This is a genomic window from Tabrizicola sp. T74 (assembly GCF_057219935.1).
This window is the reverse complement of sequence record NZ_JBXVVT010000002.1, coordinates 404,213-421,678: the sequence shown is the minus strand read 5'-3', so window position 1 is coordinate 421,678 and position 17,466 is coordinate 404,213. Positions and strand designations below refer to the sequence as shown.

Below are 17,466 nucleotides of genomic sequence, written 5' to 3'. Positions count from 1 at the left end.
GGGCCAACGTCCGGGGGTCGCGGCAGGTTGCCGGATCGGCTGGCCGCCCCCCGTCGTGCCTTGAGTTTGCCGGGCGACGCACATACACCTTGGAAACCAAGGAAGGACCGCCCGCATGCGCATTCACAGTGATCTGGCCGACACGATCGGAAACACGCCGCTTCTGAAGCTGAAGAAGGCCTCCGAGATCACCGGCTGCACCATCCTGGGCAAGGCCGAGTTCATGAACCCCGGCCAGTCGGTCAAAGACCGGGCGGCGCTTTATATCATCAAGGACGCTGTGGCGAAGGGCCTGCTGAAACCCGGCGGGACCATTGTTGAGGGCACGGCAGGAAACACCGGGATCGGGCTGGCTCTGGTCGGGGCCTCAATGGGCTTCCGCACGGTGATCGTGATCCCGGAAACCCAAAGCCAGGAAAAGAAGGACATGCTGCGCCTGGCAGGCGCCGAGTTGGTGCAGGTCCCGGCGGCACCTTACCGCAACCCGAACAACTATGTCCGTTATTCCGGTCGTTTGGCCGAGGCGCTGGCCAAGACCGAACCGAATGGCGCGATCTGGGCCAACCAGTTCGACAACGTGGCCAACCGCCAGGCGCATATCGAAACCACCGGGCCGGAGATCTGGGAACAGACCGGCGGCAAGGTCGATGGATTCATCTGCGCCGTGGGGTCGGGCGGTACGCTGGCGGGCGTTGCGGCGGCCCTGCAGCACAAGGGCGTAAAGATCGGCCTGGCCGACCCCGAGGGCGCGGCCCTGCACGCGTTCTACACCAGCGGCAAGTTGGAAGCCCCCGGCAATTCGATCACCGAAGGCATCGGCCAGGGGCGGATCACGGCGAACCTTGAAGGGTTCACCCCCGACTTCAGCTATCGCATTCCCGATGCCGAGGCGTTGCCGATCATCTTTGACCTTCTGACGGATGAAGGCCTGTGTATGGGCGGGTCCACCGGCATCAACATCGCGGGCGCGATCAGGATGGCGCGCGAGATGGGGCCGGGGAAGACCATCGTCACCATCCTGTGCGACTACGGCAGCCGCTATCAGTCCAAGATCTACAACCCGACCTTCCTGCGCGAAAAGGGCCTGCCGGTCCCTGAGTGGCTCGACCGTCTTGCCCGCCCGATTCCGCCCGTTTACGAAGACGCATGATCCGGCTGGTCCGGGGCCTTGCGCTGATCCTGGCGCTGGCGGCAGCCCCGCTTTCAGCGCAGGATCTCACCGGGCCGCCTCCGTTGCAGGAAATCACCGGCGACGGCTCGGTGCTGGATTATGGCGACTGGGACCAGATGGCCGGGCGCGCCGAAGTCGAGATCGGTGCCCGGAGTACCTCGGACGAACGGCTTGAGGAAATCCGCGGGCATCTGGCGCAATGGCGCGCAGCGCTGCTGACGGCGCAGAACGCGAATTCGGCCCGGATCGCCACGGTGCGGGAGCAGATTGCCGCACTTGGTCAGGCACCAGCAGAGGGCGAGACCGAAGCCGACGAGATTTCAAGTCGCAGGCAAGAGCTGGCGCAGCAGCTGGTAAAGCTGCAGGCCCCCGGCATTGCAGCCGAGGAAGGCTATCGCCGGGCCGATGGGCTGATCCGCGAGATCGACCGGACCTTGCGGGAACGGCAGGCAAACGAGCTTTTGCAACTGTGGCCATCGCCCTTGAACCCCGGCAACTGGCCCGAGGCGGCCATCGGCCTTGCAGATACGGTGCAGCGGTTGTGGGACGAAACCGCCGAGGCGTGGGACGATCCCAATGCGCGGGGCGAGCTGTTCGACAATCTGCCGCTGATCCTGGTGCTTCTGGTCGTGGCCGTCGCACTGGTGGTCTATGTGCGGCGCTGGATCGAGTTGTTCGCCGAACGTCTGCAGACCGGCGCTTCCGTCCGCGGGCGGCACTTCTGGGCGCTGATCGCCTCGCTGGGCGGGATCGTGCTGCCGTCCCTTGGCGTGGTGGCGCTGTCTTCGGCACTGCTTGCCAGTGGCATGCTGGGTGACATCGGCCGGCTGATCGCAGTCGCGCTGCCCTTTGCCGGTCTGATGGTGTTTGCCGCGGCCTGGCTTGGGGCTCGGGCCTTTCCACGGGTCCAGGAAGGCGATGCCGTCCTGCCCATGGCACCAGAGCGGCGGGCCGAGGGGCGGTTCCTGTCGGTGATGATGGGCCTGGTGATGGCCGCCGACCTGCTGCGCAGCGCGGCCATGGACGCGCAGGCCTATTCCGACGCGACGACCTCGGTCATGTCCTTCCCGATCCTTTTGACGGGCGGCCTCGTTCTGATGCGTCTGGGCCGGACCCTGCGCAAGAGCCGCGAGCTGGACGAGAAGTCGGCAGGCTATTCGCTGCGCCTTATCCTGCTGCTGGCGCGTGGGCTGATGGTCCTGGGCTTCATCGGTCCGATCCTGGCCGCCTTTGGCTATGTCCAGGCCGCCGAGGCAGTGATCTATCCAGCGATGCTGTCCTTTGCGCTGGTCACGCTTCTGTTCATCCTGCAGCGGATGGTCGGCGACGCCTGGGCGCTGGTCACCAAGTCGGACGAGACCGCCCGCGACGCTCTGGTTCCGGTGCTGGCGGGCTTTGCCCTGTCGATTGCGGCGCTGCCGCTGCTGGCGCTGATCTGGGGTGCGCGGCTGTCCGACCTGACCGAGCTCTGGACCCGGTTCACCGAGGGCATCCAGATCGGCAGCACGAAGATCTCGCCGTCGAACTTCATGATCTTCGCGATTGTCTTTGTGATCGGCTACATGCTGACACGGCTTTTCCAGGGGGCCTTGCGGACGACAATCCTGCCAAAGACCAGGATGGAGCCCGGGGGCCAGACCGCCCTGGTGGCGGGCGTGGGCTATGTCGGCCTCTTCCTGGCCGCCCTGATCGCGATCAACGCCGCGGGGCTGGACCTGTCGGGCCTGGCCATCGTCGCCGGTGCCCTGTCGGTCGGTATCGGTTTTGGCCTGCAGAACATCGTGTCGAACTTCATCTCGGGCATCATCCTTCTGGTCGAGCGTCCGGTGAGCGAAGGCGACTGGATCGAGGTCGGCGGCGTGCAGGGCAAGGTGCGGGCGATCTCGGTCCGGTCGACCCGGATCGAGACCTTCGACCGCAACGACGTGATCGTCCCGAATGCGGACCTGATCACCGGGCGGGTGACGAACTGGACCCGCTTCAACCTGTCGGGCCGGATCATCGTGCCGGTCGCGGTGGCGATGGGTACCGACACCCGGCGGGTCGAGGCGCTGTTGAAGGAAATCGCCGAGGAGCAGCCGCTTGCGATCCTGAACCCGCCGCCGATCATCGCCTTCATGGGCTATACCGCGACGCAGCTCAATTTCGAGATCCGGGTGATCCTGCGCGACGTCAACTTCGGGATGCAGGTCCGCAGCGAGATGAACCACCGCATCCTGCAGCGCCTGGCCGAGGAAGGGATCGCCATCGTGCCCGCCCCGGCCCCGGCTGCCGAGCCGGACCCGGTCAAGACCGCCGAGACTGTACTGGCGCTGGCCGATCTGGTCGAACGCGACCGCCCGTCCGCCCCGCGCCGCAAGTCCAGCAAGGCGGTGCCGGCAGCCGATGTGAAAGGGGCCGAAAGGTGACCGAGCTTCTGTTCCGCGACGATGCCTATCTGACCACGGCCGAGTGCCGGATCATCGGTCACACCCCCGAGGGCGGGGTGATCGTCGACCGTTCGGTCTTCTATGCCACCAGTGGCGGCCAGCCGGGCGACAGCGGAGTTCTGGACTGGGGTGGCACGCGGATGCCCATTGCGACGGCCCTGAAGGTCGAGGGTGGGGTCGCCCTGATCCCCGCCGAGCCGATGCCGATGCCCCCCATCGGAGTCCCAGCGCGCCAGCAGATCGACTGGAGCCGCCGCCACCGCCACATGCGCGTCCACACCGCGCTGCACCTGTTGTCCGTGGTGATCCCCCTGCCCGTGACCGGCGGCCAGATCGCGGCGGACAAGGGGCGGCTCGACTTCGACATGCCGGACCCCCCGGGTGACGTGGCCGCATTGGAAGAGGCGCTGAACACACTGATCGACCGCAACCTGACGGTGGACGACCAGTGGATCACCGATGACGAGCTTCTGGCCAACCCGGGGCTGGTGAAGACGATGTCGGTCCGGCCTCCGATGGGGCAGGGGCGCGTCCGGCTGGTGCGGATCAGCGACGGGATGGCGCAGGTTGACCTGCAGCCCTGCGGCGGCACCCATGTTCGCCAGACAAGCGAGATCGGCCGCATCGAGATTGGCAAGATCGAGAAGAAGGGCCGCCAGAACCGCCGCGTGTCGATCAGCCTGACTTGACACTGAAGTTCCGTGTCCGTCCCTGCACAGGCAATGGGACGGAATTCGTGTCCTCCACCAACTAGCCCCTTGAAGAGGCCGGCTAAGCCGGGGTATCAGCGCCCGACGGACAGTTGGCCGAGTGGTCGAAGGCGCACGCCTGGAAAGTGTGTAGGCGGGGAACCGTCTCGAGGGTTCGAATCCCTCACTGTCCGCCACCCACCCCCGCCATTGGTCTCTCGTGCCGCCGCCCGCCACCAACTGCCCGTAGCAGCGGCCTTTTCCGACCGTCATCCGGTTCCTCTCCAGCCGATCCCACCCCTGTTCAAGCCAGTTCCGGCCCTTCGCGCGGCCCGGTCTCCGGCTGCCCGGAACGAGGTGGAGTTTGCGCGGAACAGGGGATTTTTTGGCGATTTTCGGGGCAAGAACAGGCCTGGATCGCGCGGAATCCGCACCTGTGTGCCAGATAGGGACGGAGATTCAGGGATTTGCGCCGCAAAGAACCAGTTTCCTGTTTTGACGCAGAACAGGTGTTTAGGCCCGGTAACAGGGCCTGTTCGCGCCCGTTTTCGGGGTAATTCGTCAGAATAACAGGGCGCTCCAATTTGGCACCAATGGGCACCCAAAGTTCCGTTGGACCCGGCTCGCCGCGGACTTCGCTGTACGGTGCCAAGGACGATCATCTGTGCCGGTGACGGTGCTTGTAGGCGAGGGCCGCGAAAATTCGTCGCTGGGCCGCCCAGGATTGGGGCAGGTCGCTGTTGGGGAAGCTCGCGAGGTGTCAGGCGCGGCGGCATTGTCAGAGGAACCGCCGTACTGACTGCTTGACGTCCCACCCACTAGATCTGACGGCATAAGTTACTGCCTTCGAGGACAACTGTGTTGAAACCGAGCGCTGCAGCCCAACAACTGAGCAGCCACAGGCCGAGCAGACTGGTTTCCTCTGACAACTCCGATCAGGACCTCAACTGGACCTCTCGATCCGGGCCGGCCATCGACGGCACCAGACATGAACTGTTCCGCAGCCGCCGATCCCCGACCGTAACAGTCATCCGAATGATTCCAACATTTCACATCAGCGCCATCCAAGGTTCACCCGCCATGGCTATCCCTTCGCCTGTCGTCGGTCATGAGCCCGTCATGGGCCCTGTCGCGGCGCCAAGAGCTGCACCACCAGCTTCAAGGCAATGCTGATCTCGCCGCGCCTGCGGCGGATGCAACTGACACATTTGCAGACTGCAAACGGCGGACATCCAGTCCGGCAGAAGGGGCTTGTCCATGGCGAACCTGACTCTTTCGAACATTTCCAAGGCGTTCGGGACAACGCATGTGCTGAAGGACGTTTCTCTGTCGGTGCGGGATGGCGAGTTTCTCACCCTCGTTGGCGCTTCGGGCTGCGGCAAGTCCACGGTCCTGCGGGTGATCGCGGGGTTGGAGCCTCAGGACGCAGGCTCGGTCCAGATCGGCGGGCGCGAAGTGGACCATTTGCGCCCGAAACAGCGAAACGTCGCGATGGTGTTCCAGTCCTACGCGCTTTACCCGCATATGAGCGTGGCCGAGAACATGTCGATGCCGCTGGTGATGCAGCGGTTGAACCTTGCCGAACGTCTGCCGCTGATCGGCAGGCTCAGCCCCAACCGGCGCCGTGTGATGTCCGAAATCGCGGCCGAGGTCGACACCGTCGCCAAGCAACTGCAGATCGAGGCGCTCTTGGCGCGCAAGCCCGCGCAACTGTCAGGCGGGCAGCGGCAGCGCGTCGCCCTGGGCCGGTCGATGGTGCGCCATCCCGACGTGTTCCTGATGGACGAACCGCTTTCGAACCTTGACGCCAAGCTGCGCGTCCACATGCGCACCGAACTGACCGACCTGCACCGCCGTCTGGGCGTCACCTTCATCTATGTGACCCACGACCAGGTCGAGGCGATGACGATGTCAGACCGCGTCGCGCTGATGGATGAAGGCCGCATCGTGCAGCTTGGCACCCCGTCCGAGCTTTACCACAACCCGACCGACCTGCGTGTGGCGCGGTTCATCGGCAGCCCCCAGGTCAACATCGTATCGGGCACCACAACCGGCGACGGCGTGATGGTCGGGGATACCCTGTTGCCGATCAACGTGACCGTGCCGCGGGGTCAGGTTGTGTCCGTCGGCCTGCGCCCAGAAGCGCTGACGCTTGATCCGGTGGCAGGGCGGGCGAGGATGCTGGCCAAGCTAAGCCACGTGGAGAACCTTGGGGCCGAGGTCTTTTTGCACTTCGTTCTGCCCGACACGGGCGCGCCTTTGACCTTGCGCGCCACGTTGGACACTTACGAGGCGCATCGCGGGCGGCTGGATCAGGTCGTGCCGATCAGCGTCGATGTTTCGCGGGCACTGGTGTTCGATGCCGAGGGCCGTCGGGTTGACGGGCCCGCCCGCGCCCCACTGCGCACGATGGTGTCGGCATGACCATCGCTGTCGCCCGGCCGTCCGTCAGTCGCAACACCCAGATGCGTGCCGAAGCGGTGGCGGGATATGCCTTTGCCACTCCGGCGCTGGTGCTGATCCTCGTCCTCCTGATCGCGCCGATCATCGTCGTGTTAATGATGAGCCTGACGGATTACCAGTTGGGCGCGCTGGACTGGTCCTGGGTCGGGCTTGGCAACTATGCCGAGATCTTCAGCGACCGGGTTTTCCTGCGCTCGCTGGGGAACACCTTCATCTACGTGGCCATCGTGGTGCCTGGATCGGTCATTCTGGGCCTCGTTGTTGCCATCCTCGTCCATGAGCGCACGAAGTCGAAGGCGATCTACCAGACGATATTCTTCCTGCCGGTCACGACTACGCTGATCGCGATGTCGGTGGTCTGGCACTTTCTTCTGAACCCTTCGCTTGGGCCCGTCACCAGTCTGTCGCGGGCCTTGGGCTGGGGCGAGTTCGACGTGTTCGGTGACCCCAATCTTGTGTTGGTTGGGCTTGCCGTCATCGGCATCTGGCAGCTCGTCGGCTTCAACATGATCCTGTTTCTGGCAGGTCTCACCGCCATCCCGCGCGATCTTTACGATGCTGCCGACATCGACGGCGCCGACGGTGCCTGGGACCGGTTTGCCCGCGTGACCTGGCCGATGCTGGGGCCGACCACGCTTTTTGTCGTGGTCACTACCACGATCACCGCCTTCCGGGTGTTTGACACGGTCGCGGTCATCACCCGCGGCAATCCGCAGGGCCGCAGCGATGTGCTGCTCTACACGCTCTACAAGGTCGGGTTCCAGGATTTCAACATGGGTCCCGCCTCGGCGATGACCATCGTCTTTCTGGTCTTCGTGCTGGTGGTCGCACTGGTCCAGGCCTTCGTGATCGACAGAAGGACGCATTACTGATGGCACATGTTCGCAAGGACCGTCTGATCGGGTCGATCGCTGCGCATTTCGTCCTGATCCTTGGGGCGGCGTTCATCCTTCTGCCCTTCGTCTGGATGCTTCTGACCTCGATCCGCCCGGCCTCCGAGGTGTTTACCGCAGGGTTCAACCCGATCCCGTCCAGTTTTGCCGGTGTGACCAACTATTCCGAGGCGCTGACGAAGTCGCCCTTGCTGCAATACATGCTGAATGGGGTGATCGTCTGTGCCGGCATCCTTGTGGTGCAGCTTTTGTTCGCCATTCCAGCCGGTTACGCGCTGGCCAAGCTGTCGTTCCGCGCCCAGCCGGTAATCTTTGCACTGGTGCTCTTCGGCCTGACCGTGCCGGTCCAGGTTACCGCATTGCCGATTTACATCGCACTCGCGAACCTGAGCCTCCTGAACACCTACTTCGCGATCATGCTGCCGTTCTTCCTGTCGGTCTTCGGCATCTTCCTGTTCCGCCAGTTCTTCAAGAGCTTCCCGCAGGAAATCATCCATGCCGCCCGCCTCGATGGCTTTACGGAACTTGAGATCATCATCAGGATCATCACGCCCTCGGCGGTGCCCGCAATCGCCGCCTTCGCGGTGTTCTCGATCACCTCGCACTGGAACGACCTCTACTGGCCGCTGATCGTCACGACATCGTCGGATCATGCGACGCCGCCCCTCGGCATGATGATCTTCCGCGACCAAGAGACCGGGTCGAACTACGGCGCGCTGATGGCCGGGGCCGCGATCATCACCGCCCCGCTGATCATCGTTTTCCTGTTCGCGCAACGGCAGTTCGTGCGCGGCATCACCATGACCGGGGTGAAATAGCCCCGGCTCCCCTATCCCCCCAGCCCCAAGAGGTTCCCCATGGATCGCAGAACGCTTCTTCAATCGGCCGCAGGTTTCGCTGCCCTTGGCCTTGCCGCCCCGATGATCGCCCGCGCGCAGACCGGCGTCGAGCTGTCGGTCACCCATTGCTTTCCCGGCCATGACGGCTTTCACACCGAGATTGCCAATGCTTTCATGGCAGCCAACCCGGATGTGAAGATCACCTTCAACACCTCGCCGCCGACCTATGAGGAAGGCCACTCGCTGATCCTGCGGCAGGCGATGACCAACCAGCTGCCCGACATCTACTATTCGGGCTTCCACCTGCTGCCGCCCTTGTCGCGCCAGCTGACCGAACGGGGCCAGATCACCCATCTGGACAGCTTCTTCGCCACCGAAGGCGATGCCTGGAAGACCGAGAACTACTCGCAGCGCATCCTTGATCTGGGGCGCTTCGACGACACCCAGATGGCGATGCCTTTCAACACCTCGACCCCGATCTTCTACTTCAACGAAGAGCTGGTGAAGCAGGCTGGCGGCGATCCGGAAAACTTCCCCACCACCTGGGACGGCGTGTTCGAGCTGGCCACCAAGATCGACGCGCTTGGCGACGACATCGACGGTTTCTTCATGGCGATCCACACCGAGGCAGGCGACTGGTTCTGGCAGGCCCTGGTCTATTCCAACGGCGGAGAGCTGATGGATGCGGCCGAAAAGACCGTGGCCTTCGGCGATGACAAGGGTCTGGCGGCGCTGACCCTTACGAAGCGCTTCGTCGATGACGCCAAGATGAACCTGCGCGAAACCCAGCAGGGCGTGCAGCAGTTCTACGCCGGCAAGACCGGCATCATCGTGCAGTCGACGGCCAGCTTGCGCGGCACGACCGACAGCGTCGGCACGAACTTCACCCTGCGCACCGCCCGCTATCCCTTGGCCGACGCCACCAATGGCCGTCTGCCGACGGGGGGCAATGCGCTCGTCATGCTCAGCACCGACGAGGCCAAGAAAGATGCGATGTGGCGCTTTGCCAAGTGGATCTCGGGTCCGGAAGGCCAGACCGTGGCAGTGAAGTTCTCGGGCTACATGCCGACCAGCCTGATCGCCGAGCAGGAGCAGTATCTGGGCGGCTTTTACAAGGAAAACCCGAACTACCTGACCAGTGTCGGACAGATCCCGGTCGCTCGCAAATGGTTCGGCTATCCGGGCAAGAACTCGAACAAGATCATCGACATCCAGCGCGAGAACATCAACCTCGCCATGCGCGGCGAAATGCCGGTGGCCGATGTGCTGGCCAAGATGGTGTCCGACACGCAGGGTCTGATCTGACGAAAAGCCGGGCCGGGGGCGACATGCTCCCGGCCCATTTCCCGCAAAGGCGCATCATGACCAAATTCACGCTTGTCCAGCTGACCGATACGCACCTCAGCGCGTCGCGTCCCTACTTTCAGTTCAATTTCGAGATGGTGGTTGAGGCGATGGCCGACATCGCGCCGGATCACATCGTGATCACCGGCGACCTGGCGTTGAACGGCCCGGATGACATTGCCGACGTCGCCTTTGCTGCCCGCCAGTTCGACCGGTTGGGCGCGCGTTGGTCTGCGGTGCCCGGCAACCACGACGTCGGGCTTGTGCCCTTTGAGGGCGGCCTGCATCAGCCGATCACCGAGGCGCGGCACGCGGCCTATCTGGACGCCATGGGAGCGGATCGTTTTCTTCAGGACATCGGCGACTGGCGCCTGATCGGCATCAACAGCCAGCTTCTGGGCAGCGGCCTTGCGGCGGAAGCCGATCAGCACGACTGGCTTGCAGCGACCCTTGCCGAAACGACACGTCCCATCGCGCTTTTCCTGCATTATCCCGTCTATCTTGATGACCCGGCCGATCCGGCGCGCAGCCATGCCGTGATCCTGCCCGAGGCGCGCGCGGCCCTTCTGTCCCTGATCGATGCCCATCCGACCGTGCGGCTTGTCGCCTCGGGCCACCTGCATGAGGAACGCCGGGCAGAGCGCAATGGTGTGGTCTACCAATGGGCACCCGCCACGTCCTTCGTGACGACCGAAGGCGGCCATGGCGGCAAAGCCACGGTAGGCTTCCTTGTGCACCGCTTCGACGGACAGACTTTCACGACGGAACGGCTCGCCGCCCGCTGGATGATCGCGCATGACATCGCCAGCTGGGGCAACACCGAACCGCACGGTTACTACGAGATCGTCAAGCGGCCCTATCCCCATGTGGTCTGAGACGGACTGATGCCTGCCACTCTCCCCCTGCCGGTGCGACAACGGATCGAGGGTATGTCACCCGACCTGCAAGCCTCGATCCTGATGATCGCGGCTTTTGTCGTGTTCAGCGCAATGGCGGTGTTCATGCGGATGATTTCCGACCGCATCCCGGTTTCGCAAGTCATCTTCCTGCGTCAGGTGCTGGCGCTGGCCCTGATGGCGCCGCTGTTCTGGGCCAGTCGTCGGGTCATCCTGCATCCGACCGGCCTTGTCCTGCACCTCACGCGCGGCCTCTTGGCCATCGGTGCCATGTACTGCGGCCTGACGTCGATCATCCACATCCCGCTGGCCGATGCGACCGCCATCGGGATGGCCGAGGTGCTGATCGCCACCGCCTTTGCAGCCCTTGTCCTGCGCGAACCGGTGGGCTGGCGTCGGTGGACGGCAACGGCCATTGGCTTTCTGGGCGTCCTGATCATGATCCGCCCGTTTGGCGACGGCTTTGACGCCTATGCGCTCGTGGCGCTGGCCGGGTCGGTCTGTGGCGCCCTCAGCATGATCGCCCTGCGTCTGGGATCCGGGCATGACACCACGGTGACCGTGCTTTTCTGGCAAGGTTTGGTCGTTGCCGTCCTGTCCGCACCGCTGGCCGCCCAAAGCTGGGTGACCCCAACATTGGCCGAGGCGGCAATCCTGCTTGCGATGGGCATGATCTTTACCGCCGGCATCTGGCTTTTCACGGCAGCGATCCGGTTGGGTCGCGCGTCTGCAGTGGCGCCCTTGGGCTATTTGCGCCTCGTCCTGATGGCCGCCACCGGCTGGCTGTTCTACGGCGAGGTTCCGACCTGGGCCACGGTCATCGGCGGTTTTCTTGTCATCGCCTCAGCCACCTACACGATCACGCGCAACGCTGCCCGCATCCCAACGCTGCCCCCCGCCAACCCCGACACACATTGAGGATATTCCATGATCGTTTCCCCCTTCGACAAGCCTGGTCGCTTCTGGCGCGGCAATCTGCATTGCCACTCCACCCGGTCGGACGGTGCCCTGCCGCCTGAAGAGGTCGCCCGTCGCTACCAAGCGCAGGGCTATCACTTCTACTGCCAGTCGGACCATTTCATGCAGGAGTTCGACTACCCGATCACCGACACGACGGGTTACCGGACGGAGGATTTCACCACGATCCTTGGCGCAGAGCTTCACGCGCCCAGCCTGGCGAACGGCGAGATCTGGCACATCCTTGCCGTGGGCCTACCCGCCGATTTCGCCCCGCCGCAGTCCGGCGAAACCGGCCCCGACCTTGCCCGTCGCGCGCAAGAAGCCGGGGCCTTCGTCGCCATTGCCCATCCGCAATGGTATGGTCTGACGCTTGAGGACGCGCGGACCGTCGCCTTCGCCGATGCGATCGAGGTCTACAACCATACTTGCGCGGTGCAGGCCGACCGCCCGGACGGCACTTACATGCTGGACCAGATGCTTCTGGATGGCATCCACCTGAACGCAATCGCCACGGACGACGCCCATTTCCGGGACGAGGTCAATTCAAACGCCGATGCCTTTGGCGGCTGGGTGATGGTCAAGTCTGAGACGCTTGCCCCCGAAGCCATCCTTGCCGCCTTGAAGCGAGGCGACTTCTACGCGAGCCAGGGCCCGGACCTTCGCCAGATCAGGCTTGCTGATGGTCTTCTGGAGATCGAGTCCTCGCCAGTCGAGCGGATCACGGTCCTGGGTCCCCGGGCACGGTCGCGCACGATGTCCGGCAAGTCGATGACATCAGCCCGTCTTGACGTCTCGACTTTCTCCGGCGACTGGTCGCGGGTTGTCGTCGTAGATGCGGCAGGACGGCGCGCCTGGTCCAACCCCATCCGTCTTCCTGGGTGACCGGGACCTGGCCATGTCCTCCCGACAACCGCTCCCACTTACCCAATCACCTTGGACAGGCCGGTTTTGTCAGAAGAGCTTCGTTTGAGACAAGCGGGGTGCCCGGTTTGCGGTCTGGATGACCAAAGGCTCCCTTTCCGGTACTTCAAGACGAGATCCGGGATCATCCGCTTTCCGCTGTCGCTGCGGAACGTCGAGGACCACTTGCACGAGCGAGGCATTGATCTGAGCCAAGTGACCGTGCGGTTCCGCTGGAACAGCTTCAGCCCAATGTATGCTGTGGAGAGCAGGGGTAAGCGTGTGGAGGCGAATCGAGCCCATCGACACTGGCGGTGGCACCTGGACGAAGTATTCGTGAAGATCAACTGCGTTTAAGGCGCAACCTAATAGGAGCTCGGCCGCGACGATGACCGCATGATAGGTCGCTGGCTAAGCAACAGGGTCGGGAATTAGCACCAGTCACTCCAATGACGCAAGCGAGCGATGTTGCGGTTCCGGCGCATGCGGACGTTGCAGAAGTTCGCCTCAGTACACGCCTCGATCCACAACCAATTTCCGAAGGAGCGCCACCTCCAAGATCGCGGCGCCGATAAGACGACCCGTGCCGCCGCCCTCGCCGAGTGGCGCAGTCTTCTCACAGCCTTACCCGGTAGTGGGGTAGTGGCAACGGAGACTGGTTCGCGTCGTCTGAGAGCGCCGACTGACATCATCCATTGTCGGGCTATACGTATCTTTCGATGAAGGCGTGAATGTCCAGCGCACGAATGTCGGGCAAGGCTTCCTTCAGCCGCGCATGGTCCCAGTCCCACCACGCGATCTCTTGCAGCGCTTCCGCCTGAGGCTGTTCGAAGCGCCATTTGATGTGGCGGGCAGGCACACCGCCTACGATCTCGTAAGGGGCGACATTCTTGGAAACGACCGCCCCCGCGCCGACCACGGCGCCCGTCCCGATTGTGACACCGGGAAGGAGCGTGACGCCATGGCCGATCCACACATCATGGCCGATGGTCACCCAATGGTCTCGGCGCCACTGGAAGAAGTCGTCGTCATCTTCGCCCAGCCCGAACTGGGCGGCGCGGTAGGTGAAATGGTGCTGTGCCGCGCGCCAGGTGGCATGGTTTCCCGGGTTGATCCGCGCGCCCTCGGCGATGGAGCAGAACTTGCCGATGCTGGACCAGACCACGTTGCCGCCCCGGACAATGTAGGAATAGTCGCCAAAGGTGACCTCACGCATCGTCACATGGGCCATGACTTCCGTCCATTTGCCCAGGCTGCAGTCGACAAGCGTTGCGGTGTGGTGGACGGTCGGGGCTTCGGTCAGCAGTTTCATCTCGAGGATCCAGGTCAGGCAATTGCGGGCAGCGAAAGGCATATGCTCTTGGTGTCAAAGCGGACCGGCTGGCCGTCCTTCATCACCATCGGTTCGACCAGCAGCTTCAGGTCGGCAAAGCCGATCTCAGGCTGGCAAAGGGCCGTGGAGTGGCCCACGGGCAAGCGAAAGCCGCCTTTGGGGTTCAGCGCCGGACCGGCGTCGCGCCGCCCGATCTGCAGGTAATGCGAGATATCCCATTCCTGAGTTTTCCCGTCGATCCGGGTCACCGCCCAGCAATGCCCGCTGGTGCATTCTCCGATCTCGGGGAAGAAGTAGCCCACCACATAACCCGCCTCGATCCCCGCCGCCCGTAACGAAGCCAGGAAGTAGGTGTGGATGTCGACGCAGGACCCTTCGGTCAGGCCGCAGGCAAGATGCGGAACATGGTCGAACCCGTCGGTGAATCTCTGTTCCGGGTGGCCGTAGTCGAACCGTTCGGCCACGGCGCGGGCAATCCGAATGGCGCGGGTCAGATCATCACCCTCGCCCGCCACGGCACGGGCTTCGGCCTCAAGCGCAGGGGCCCAGCGGGTAAAGCGCGACGGAGCGGGGTAGAACATCGCTTCGGGATACTGGCCCGGGTGATTGGCATAGCTATAGCGGAAGGTCACGTCGGGTGCATCCGGGTCCACAAGCAGGATCTCTTGTCCGGACGTGGGCTCGACAAGACGGCGCAGGGTGCCACCATTCACGGTGCAGCCTGTGCAGTCGGCTTGTGGTGACGACAGACCCGCAGGGGCGAAGATTGGCCCTAAGGTGCCCGGAACCGTGACGTCCAAGGTGAAGCCCATCAGCGTGCCCCCTCCCAAGTGCCAATGAACCGGGCGCGGATCAGGTCCGACAGCCAGTCGATCAGGTAGACCATGGCGATGATCAGGAAGATGATCGACCAGGCCTCGTCCCAGCGATAGGCGGTGATCCGGTCGGCCAAGAGGAACCCTATCCCGCCCGCGCCAACGATGCCCAGGATCGTGCCGGACCGCACGTTGGATTCGAAGTTGTATAGCGTAATCGACAGCAGCACCGGCATCACCTGCGGCAGCACCGCAAAGCGGATCGACTGCGTCCGGCTGCCGCCTGCCGCGACGACTCCGTCGACCGACTTGTTCGAGGTATTCTCAATCGCCTCGGCAAATAGTTTTGCCAACACTCCGATCTCGCCCACGGCAATCGCCAGCACCCCGGCCAGCGGCCCAAGACCAAAGGCCCGAATGAAGATCAGCGCAAGGATCAGCGTCTCGAAGGCGCGAATAACGTCAAAGCCGCGCCGGACTGTGAAACGCAGAAACGGCAAGCGGTTGATATTCTTGGCCCCCAGAAAGCAAAGCGGGAAGGCGATGACTGCCCCAAGAAGCGTACCCAGGAAAGCCATGGACAGGGTTTCCATCAAGCCTTTCCCGATGTCCGCGAACTCTTGCCACGTTGTCCAGACATGCGGCGGGAACATGAAGGACAGCACGCGGCCAAGGCGGCCAAGTCCCTCCCAGATGCGGGCGGGTGAGAAGCCGAAATCGTACAGGCACCAGCCAAACAGCAGCACAAAGCCGGTCCAAAGCGCAGCTCGGCGCAATCGCACGGTCAAGGGTGCGCGGAAGGCAAGGGGGTGGGCAGCGCGGGCCTGTGCGATGGCTTCGGGGGTGATGGTCATGCGCGGGCCTCCATCCCGATGACGCGGTGACGGAGCATTTCCGACAGCCGGTCGATCACGGTCACGGTCACCAGAATGATGATGAACAGGGCCGAAAGGTCGGTGTATTCCTGATAGGACATTGCGGTGCGGAACTCTTGGCCCAGCCCCCCGGCCCCGACATAGCCGATGATGGAGGAGGCGCGGACGTTGATCTCGAACCGCAGAAGCGTGTAGCTGAGCACATTCGGCAGCACCTGTGGCACGGCCCCATAGCGGATCATGTCGAACCAGGACCCGCCCGCGGCCTTAACCCCGTCAAGCGGGCGCATGTCTATGTTTTCATTGGCTTCCGAGTATAGTTTGCCCAAAGCCCCCGCCGTATGCAGCCCGATGGCCAGCACCCCGGCCAGGGGTCCGACGCCAAAGCAGAAGACAAAGATCAGTGCGAAGATCAGTTCCGGCACAGTGCGGGCGATTTCGAGATAGCGCCTGCACAGCCACATCACCCAAGCATTGGGCGCAAGGTTGCGCGCGGCGGGAAAGGACAGGATGAACCCGCCGACAACGCCCAGCACCGTCGCCATGAAGGCGATCAGCACCGTTTCAAGCAAAAGCTGCGCCCAGATCTGCCAGCGGGCAAACCAAACGGCAATGTCGCTGCCCAGAGTCGCCCATCTGATGTCCGGGATGGTTTTTGCGATGTATTCGCCCAGGCGCGGCAGACCGGCCCCAATGACCCAGCGCTCGGCTCGGCTGCCGTCTGCAAGGGTGACTTGGGTGATCTTAAAGAAATTCGACGCGTCGGCGGTCAGCAGGAACAAGAGGACCAACACGCCGGTCACGATGACAAAGGTCATGCGGGCTCTGCGCCGGTGCAGGGCATAGTCGCGCTCAAAGGCAAGGATGGCTGCGGACATCTGGGTTTCCGGGCAGGGGTGGGGCGGGCCTTGCTGGCCCGCCCGCGGACGAGGATCGCCAGATCTCAGCTGTCGCGGTTGGCCTTGAACCAGTCGCGCATGTCGATCAGGATCTGATACTGGTCATGCGTGACTTCGACATAGCCCTTCGCAGTTGACGAGTCGCCGCCCGTGACCTGTTTGAAGACGTCCGGAGCATCCGTCGGGGTGGCCATGACCACCTTCTTCATGTCGTCGATCAGACCCTGCGGCAGGTTGGTGCGCGCGGTGAAGGGGCTGGCCATGATCAGGGGGCTGGTCCAGACCACGCAGACGTCGCCTGCCTTGATCATCTCTTTCTCGACCATCCGCTGGATGTTGCCAGAGGTTTCGTTCGTCCAGTGCGTCGCGGCGGCATCGAACTGGCCGTTCACAACACCCATGATTCCGGCTTCGTGGCTGCCCGAGAAGGGGACGGCGCCGAAGAACTCTTCCGGAATGTAGCCTTGGGCGTGCAGGTTGTAGTAGGGGACCGTGTAGCCAGAGGCGCTGTCGGGGTCGGCAAAGGCCATCGTCTTGCCCTTCAGGTCGTCCAGCGTCTTGTAGCCAGCATCGCACCGGGTGGCGACGACGCTGTAGTATCCGACCGAGTCATCGTTCTGCTGGGTGGTCAGCAGCGGGATCACGCCGCCATTGGTTTCGGTCCAGGCAGCGGCGTAGGCCGAGGGCCCAAGCCAGGCGAATTCGATCTGGCCTGAGGCCAGCGCCTGCACGACGCCGTCATAGTTGCCGGCAGTGAAGATTTCGACGTCGACGCCGAGGGTCTTCTCCAGATGCTCTTCGAACGGGGTCCAGCGGGCGATCCGGTCGGCTTCGTTCTCGCCTGACAGGATGCCGAAGCGGACGATACGGTAATCGGTCTTCCAGTCCTGGGCCATCGCCGGAACGGCGGCAAGCGCGATGAAGGCAGTGGTGGTGAGCAGACGCATGGTAGGCTCCCTT

15 protein-coding genes, 1 tRNA gene and 1 pseudogene are annotated in these 17,466 nt (G+C 63.5%); 12 read left to right on the top strand and 5 right to left on the bottom strand.

The features are described 5' to 3' along the window. Positions 1–115 precede the first annotated feature (115 nt). The 12 genes and pseudogenes from AC2EAL_RS08760 to AC2EAL_RS08705 form a co-directional block, all read left to right on the top strand. Positions 116–1,150 (top strand): cysteine synthase A, encoded by a 1,035-nt coding sequence (locus AC2EAL_RS08760; protein ID WP_484723811.1) that lies wholly within the window; start codon positions 116–118, stop codon positions 1,148–1,150. Beyond that, positions 1,147–3,579 carry a DUF3772 domain-containing protein gene (locus tag AC2EAL_RS08755; RefSeq protein WP_484723810.1) on the top strand — a complete coding sequence of 811 codons (2,433 nt, stop codon included), beginning with the start codon at positions 1,147–1,149 and terminating at the stop codon, positions 3,577–3,579. Before AC2EAL_RS08760 ends, AC2EAL_RS08755 begins: the two co-directional genes overlap by 4 nt. Continuing rightward, positions 3,576–4,289, top strand: coding sequence for an alanyl-tRNA editing protein (locus AC2EAL_RS08750; RefSeq protein ID WP_484723809.1), 714 nt, complete (start codon positions 3,576–3,578; stop codon positions 4,287–4,289). The genes AC2EAL_RS08755 and AC2EAL_RS08750 overlap by 4 nt, the downstream gene beginning before the upstream one ends. Positions 4,290–4,396: 107 nt before the next feature. Beyond that, positions 4,397–4,486, top strand: a tRNA-Ser gene (locus AC2EAL_RS08745). 1,060 nt (positions 4,487–5,546) lie between these two features. Further along, positions 5,547–6,713: an ABC transporter ATP-binding protein gene (locus AC2EAL_RS08740; RefSeq protein ID WP_484723808.1), complete on the top strand. Its 1,167-nt coding sequence runs from the start codon at positions 5,547–5,549 to the stop codon at positions 6,711–6,713. Next, positions 6,710–7,624 (top strand): carbohydrate ABC transporter permease, encoded by a 915-nt coding sequence (locus AC2EAL_RS08735; RefSeq protein WP_484723807.1) that lies wholly within the window; start codon positions 6,710–6,712, stop codon positions 7,622–7,624. Before AC2EAL_RS08740 ends, AC2EAL_RS08735 begins: the two co-directional genes overlap by 4 nt. Beyond that, positions 7,624–8,463 carry a carbohydrate ABC transporter permease gene (locus AC2EAL_RS08730; RefSeq protein WP_484723806.1) on the top strand — a complete coding sequence of 280 codons (840 nt, stop codon included), beginning with the start codon at positions 7,624–7,626 and terminating at the stop codon, positions 8,461–8,463. The genes AC2EAL_RS08735 and AC2EAL_RS08730 overlap by 1 nt, the downstream gene beginning before the upstream one ends. Before the next feature lie 39 nt (positions 8,464–8,502). Then, complete coding sequence (locus AC2EAL_RS08725) at positions 8,503–9,789, top strand: ABC transporter substrate-binding protein (protein ID WP_484723805.1); 1,287 nt, start codon at positions 8,503–8,505, stop codon at positions 9,787–9,789. A 56-nt stretch (positions 9,790–9,845) separates the two neighbouring features. Beyond that, positions 9,846–10,703, top strand: a complete 858-nt coding sequence (locus tag AC2EAL_RS08720; protein WP_484723804.1) for a metallophosphoesterase family protein — start codon at positions 9,846–9,848, stop codon at positions 10,701–10,703. Between the two features lie 9 nt (positions 10,704–10,712). Continuing rightward, the gene (locus AC2EAL_RS08715) at positions 10,713–11,642 is read left to right on the top strand and encodes a DMT family transporter (RefSeq protein ID WP_484723803.1); all 930 of its coding nucleotides are present in this window, start codon (positions 10,713–10,715) and stop codon (positions 11,640–11,642) included. 9 nt (positions 11,643–11,651) lie between these two features. Continuing rightward, on the top strand, positions 11,652–12,566 hold the full coding sequence (locus AC2EAL_RS08710) for a PHP domain-containing protein (RefSeq protein WP_484723802.1): 915 nt from the start codon (positions 11,652–11,654) through the stop codon (positions 12,564–12,566). 114 nt (positions 12,567–12,680) lie between these two features. Continuing rightward, positions 12,681–13,208, top strand: a pseudogene (locus AC2EAL_RS08705) (IS6 family transposase); the annotation flags it as partial. Between the two features lie 79 nt (positions 13,209–13,287). Here AC2EAL_RS08705 and AC2EAL_RS08700 read toward each other — a convergent pair. The 5 genes from AC2EAL_RS08700 to phnD all read right to left on the bottom strand — a co-directional run bounded on the left by AC2EAL_RS08700 (position 13,288) and on the right by phnD (position 17,453). Then, entirely contained in the window at positions 13,288–13,896 is a 609-nt protein-coding gene (locus AC2EAL_RS08700) for a DapH/DapD/GlmU-related protein (RefSeq protein ID WP_484723801.1), read from the bottom strand. Positions 13,897–13,910: 14 nt separating this feature from the next. Beyond that, complete coding sequence (locus AC2EAL_RS08695; protein ID WP_484723800.1) at positions 13,911–14,729, bottom strand: transglutaminase-like domain-containing protein; 819 nt, start codon at positions 14,727–14,729, stop codon at positions 13,911–13,913. Beyond that, entirely contained in the window at positions 14,729–15,586 is an 858-nt protein-coding gene (phnE, locus tag AC2EAL_RS08690) for a phosphonate ABC transporter, permease protein PhnE (RefSeq protein WP_484723799.1), read from the bottom strand. The genes AC2EAL_RS08695 and phnE (AC2EAL_RS08690) overlap by 1 nt, the downstream gene beginning before the upstream one ends. After that, positions 15,583–16,485, bottom strand: coding sequence for a phosphonate ABC transporter, permease protein PhnE (gene phnE, locus AC2EAL_RS08685; protein WP_484723798.1), 903 nt, complete (start codon positions 16,483–16,485; stop codon positions 15,583–15,585). The genes phnE (AC2EAL_RS08690) and phnE (AC2EAL_RS08685) overlap by 4 nt, the downstream gene beginning before the upstream one ends. Positions 16,486–16,550: 65 nt before the next feature. Next, on the bottom strand, positions 16,551–17,453 hold the full coding sequence (gene phnD, locus AC2EAL_RS08680; protein ID WP_484723797.1) for a phosphonate ABC transporter substrate-binding protein: 903 nt from the start codon (positions 17,451–17,453) through the stop codon (positions 16,551–16,553). Between the last annotated feature and the right edge of the window lie 13 nt (positions 17,454–17,466).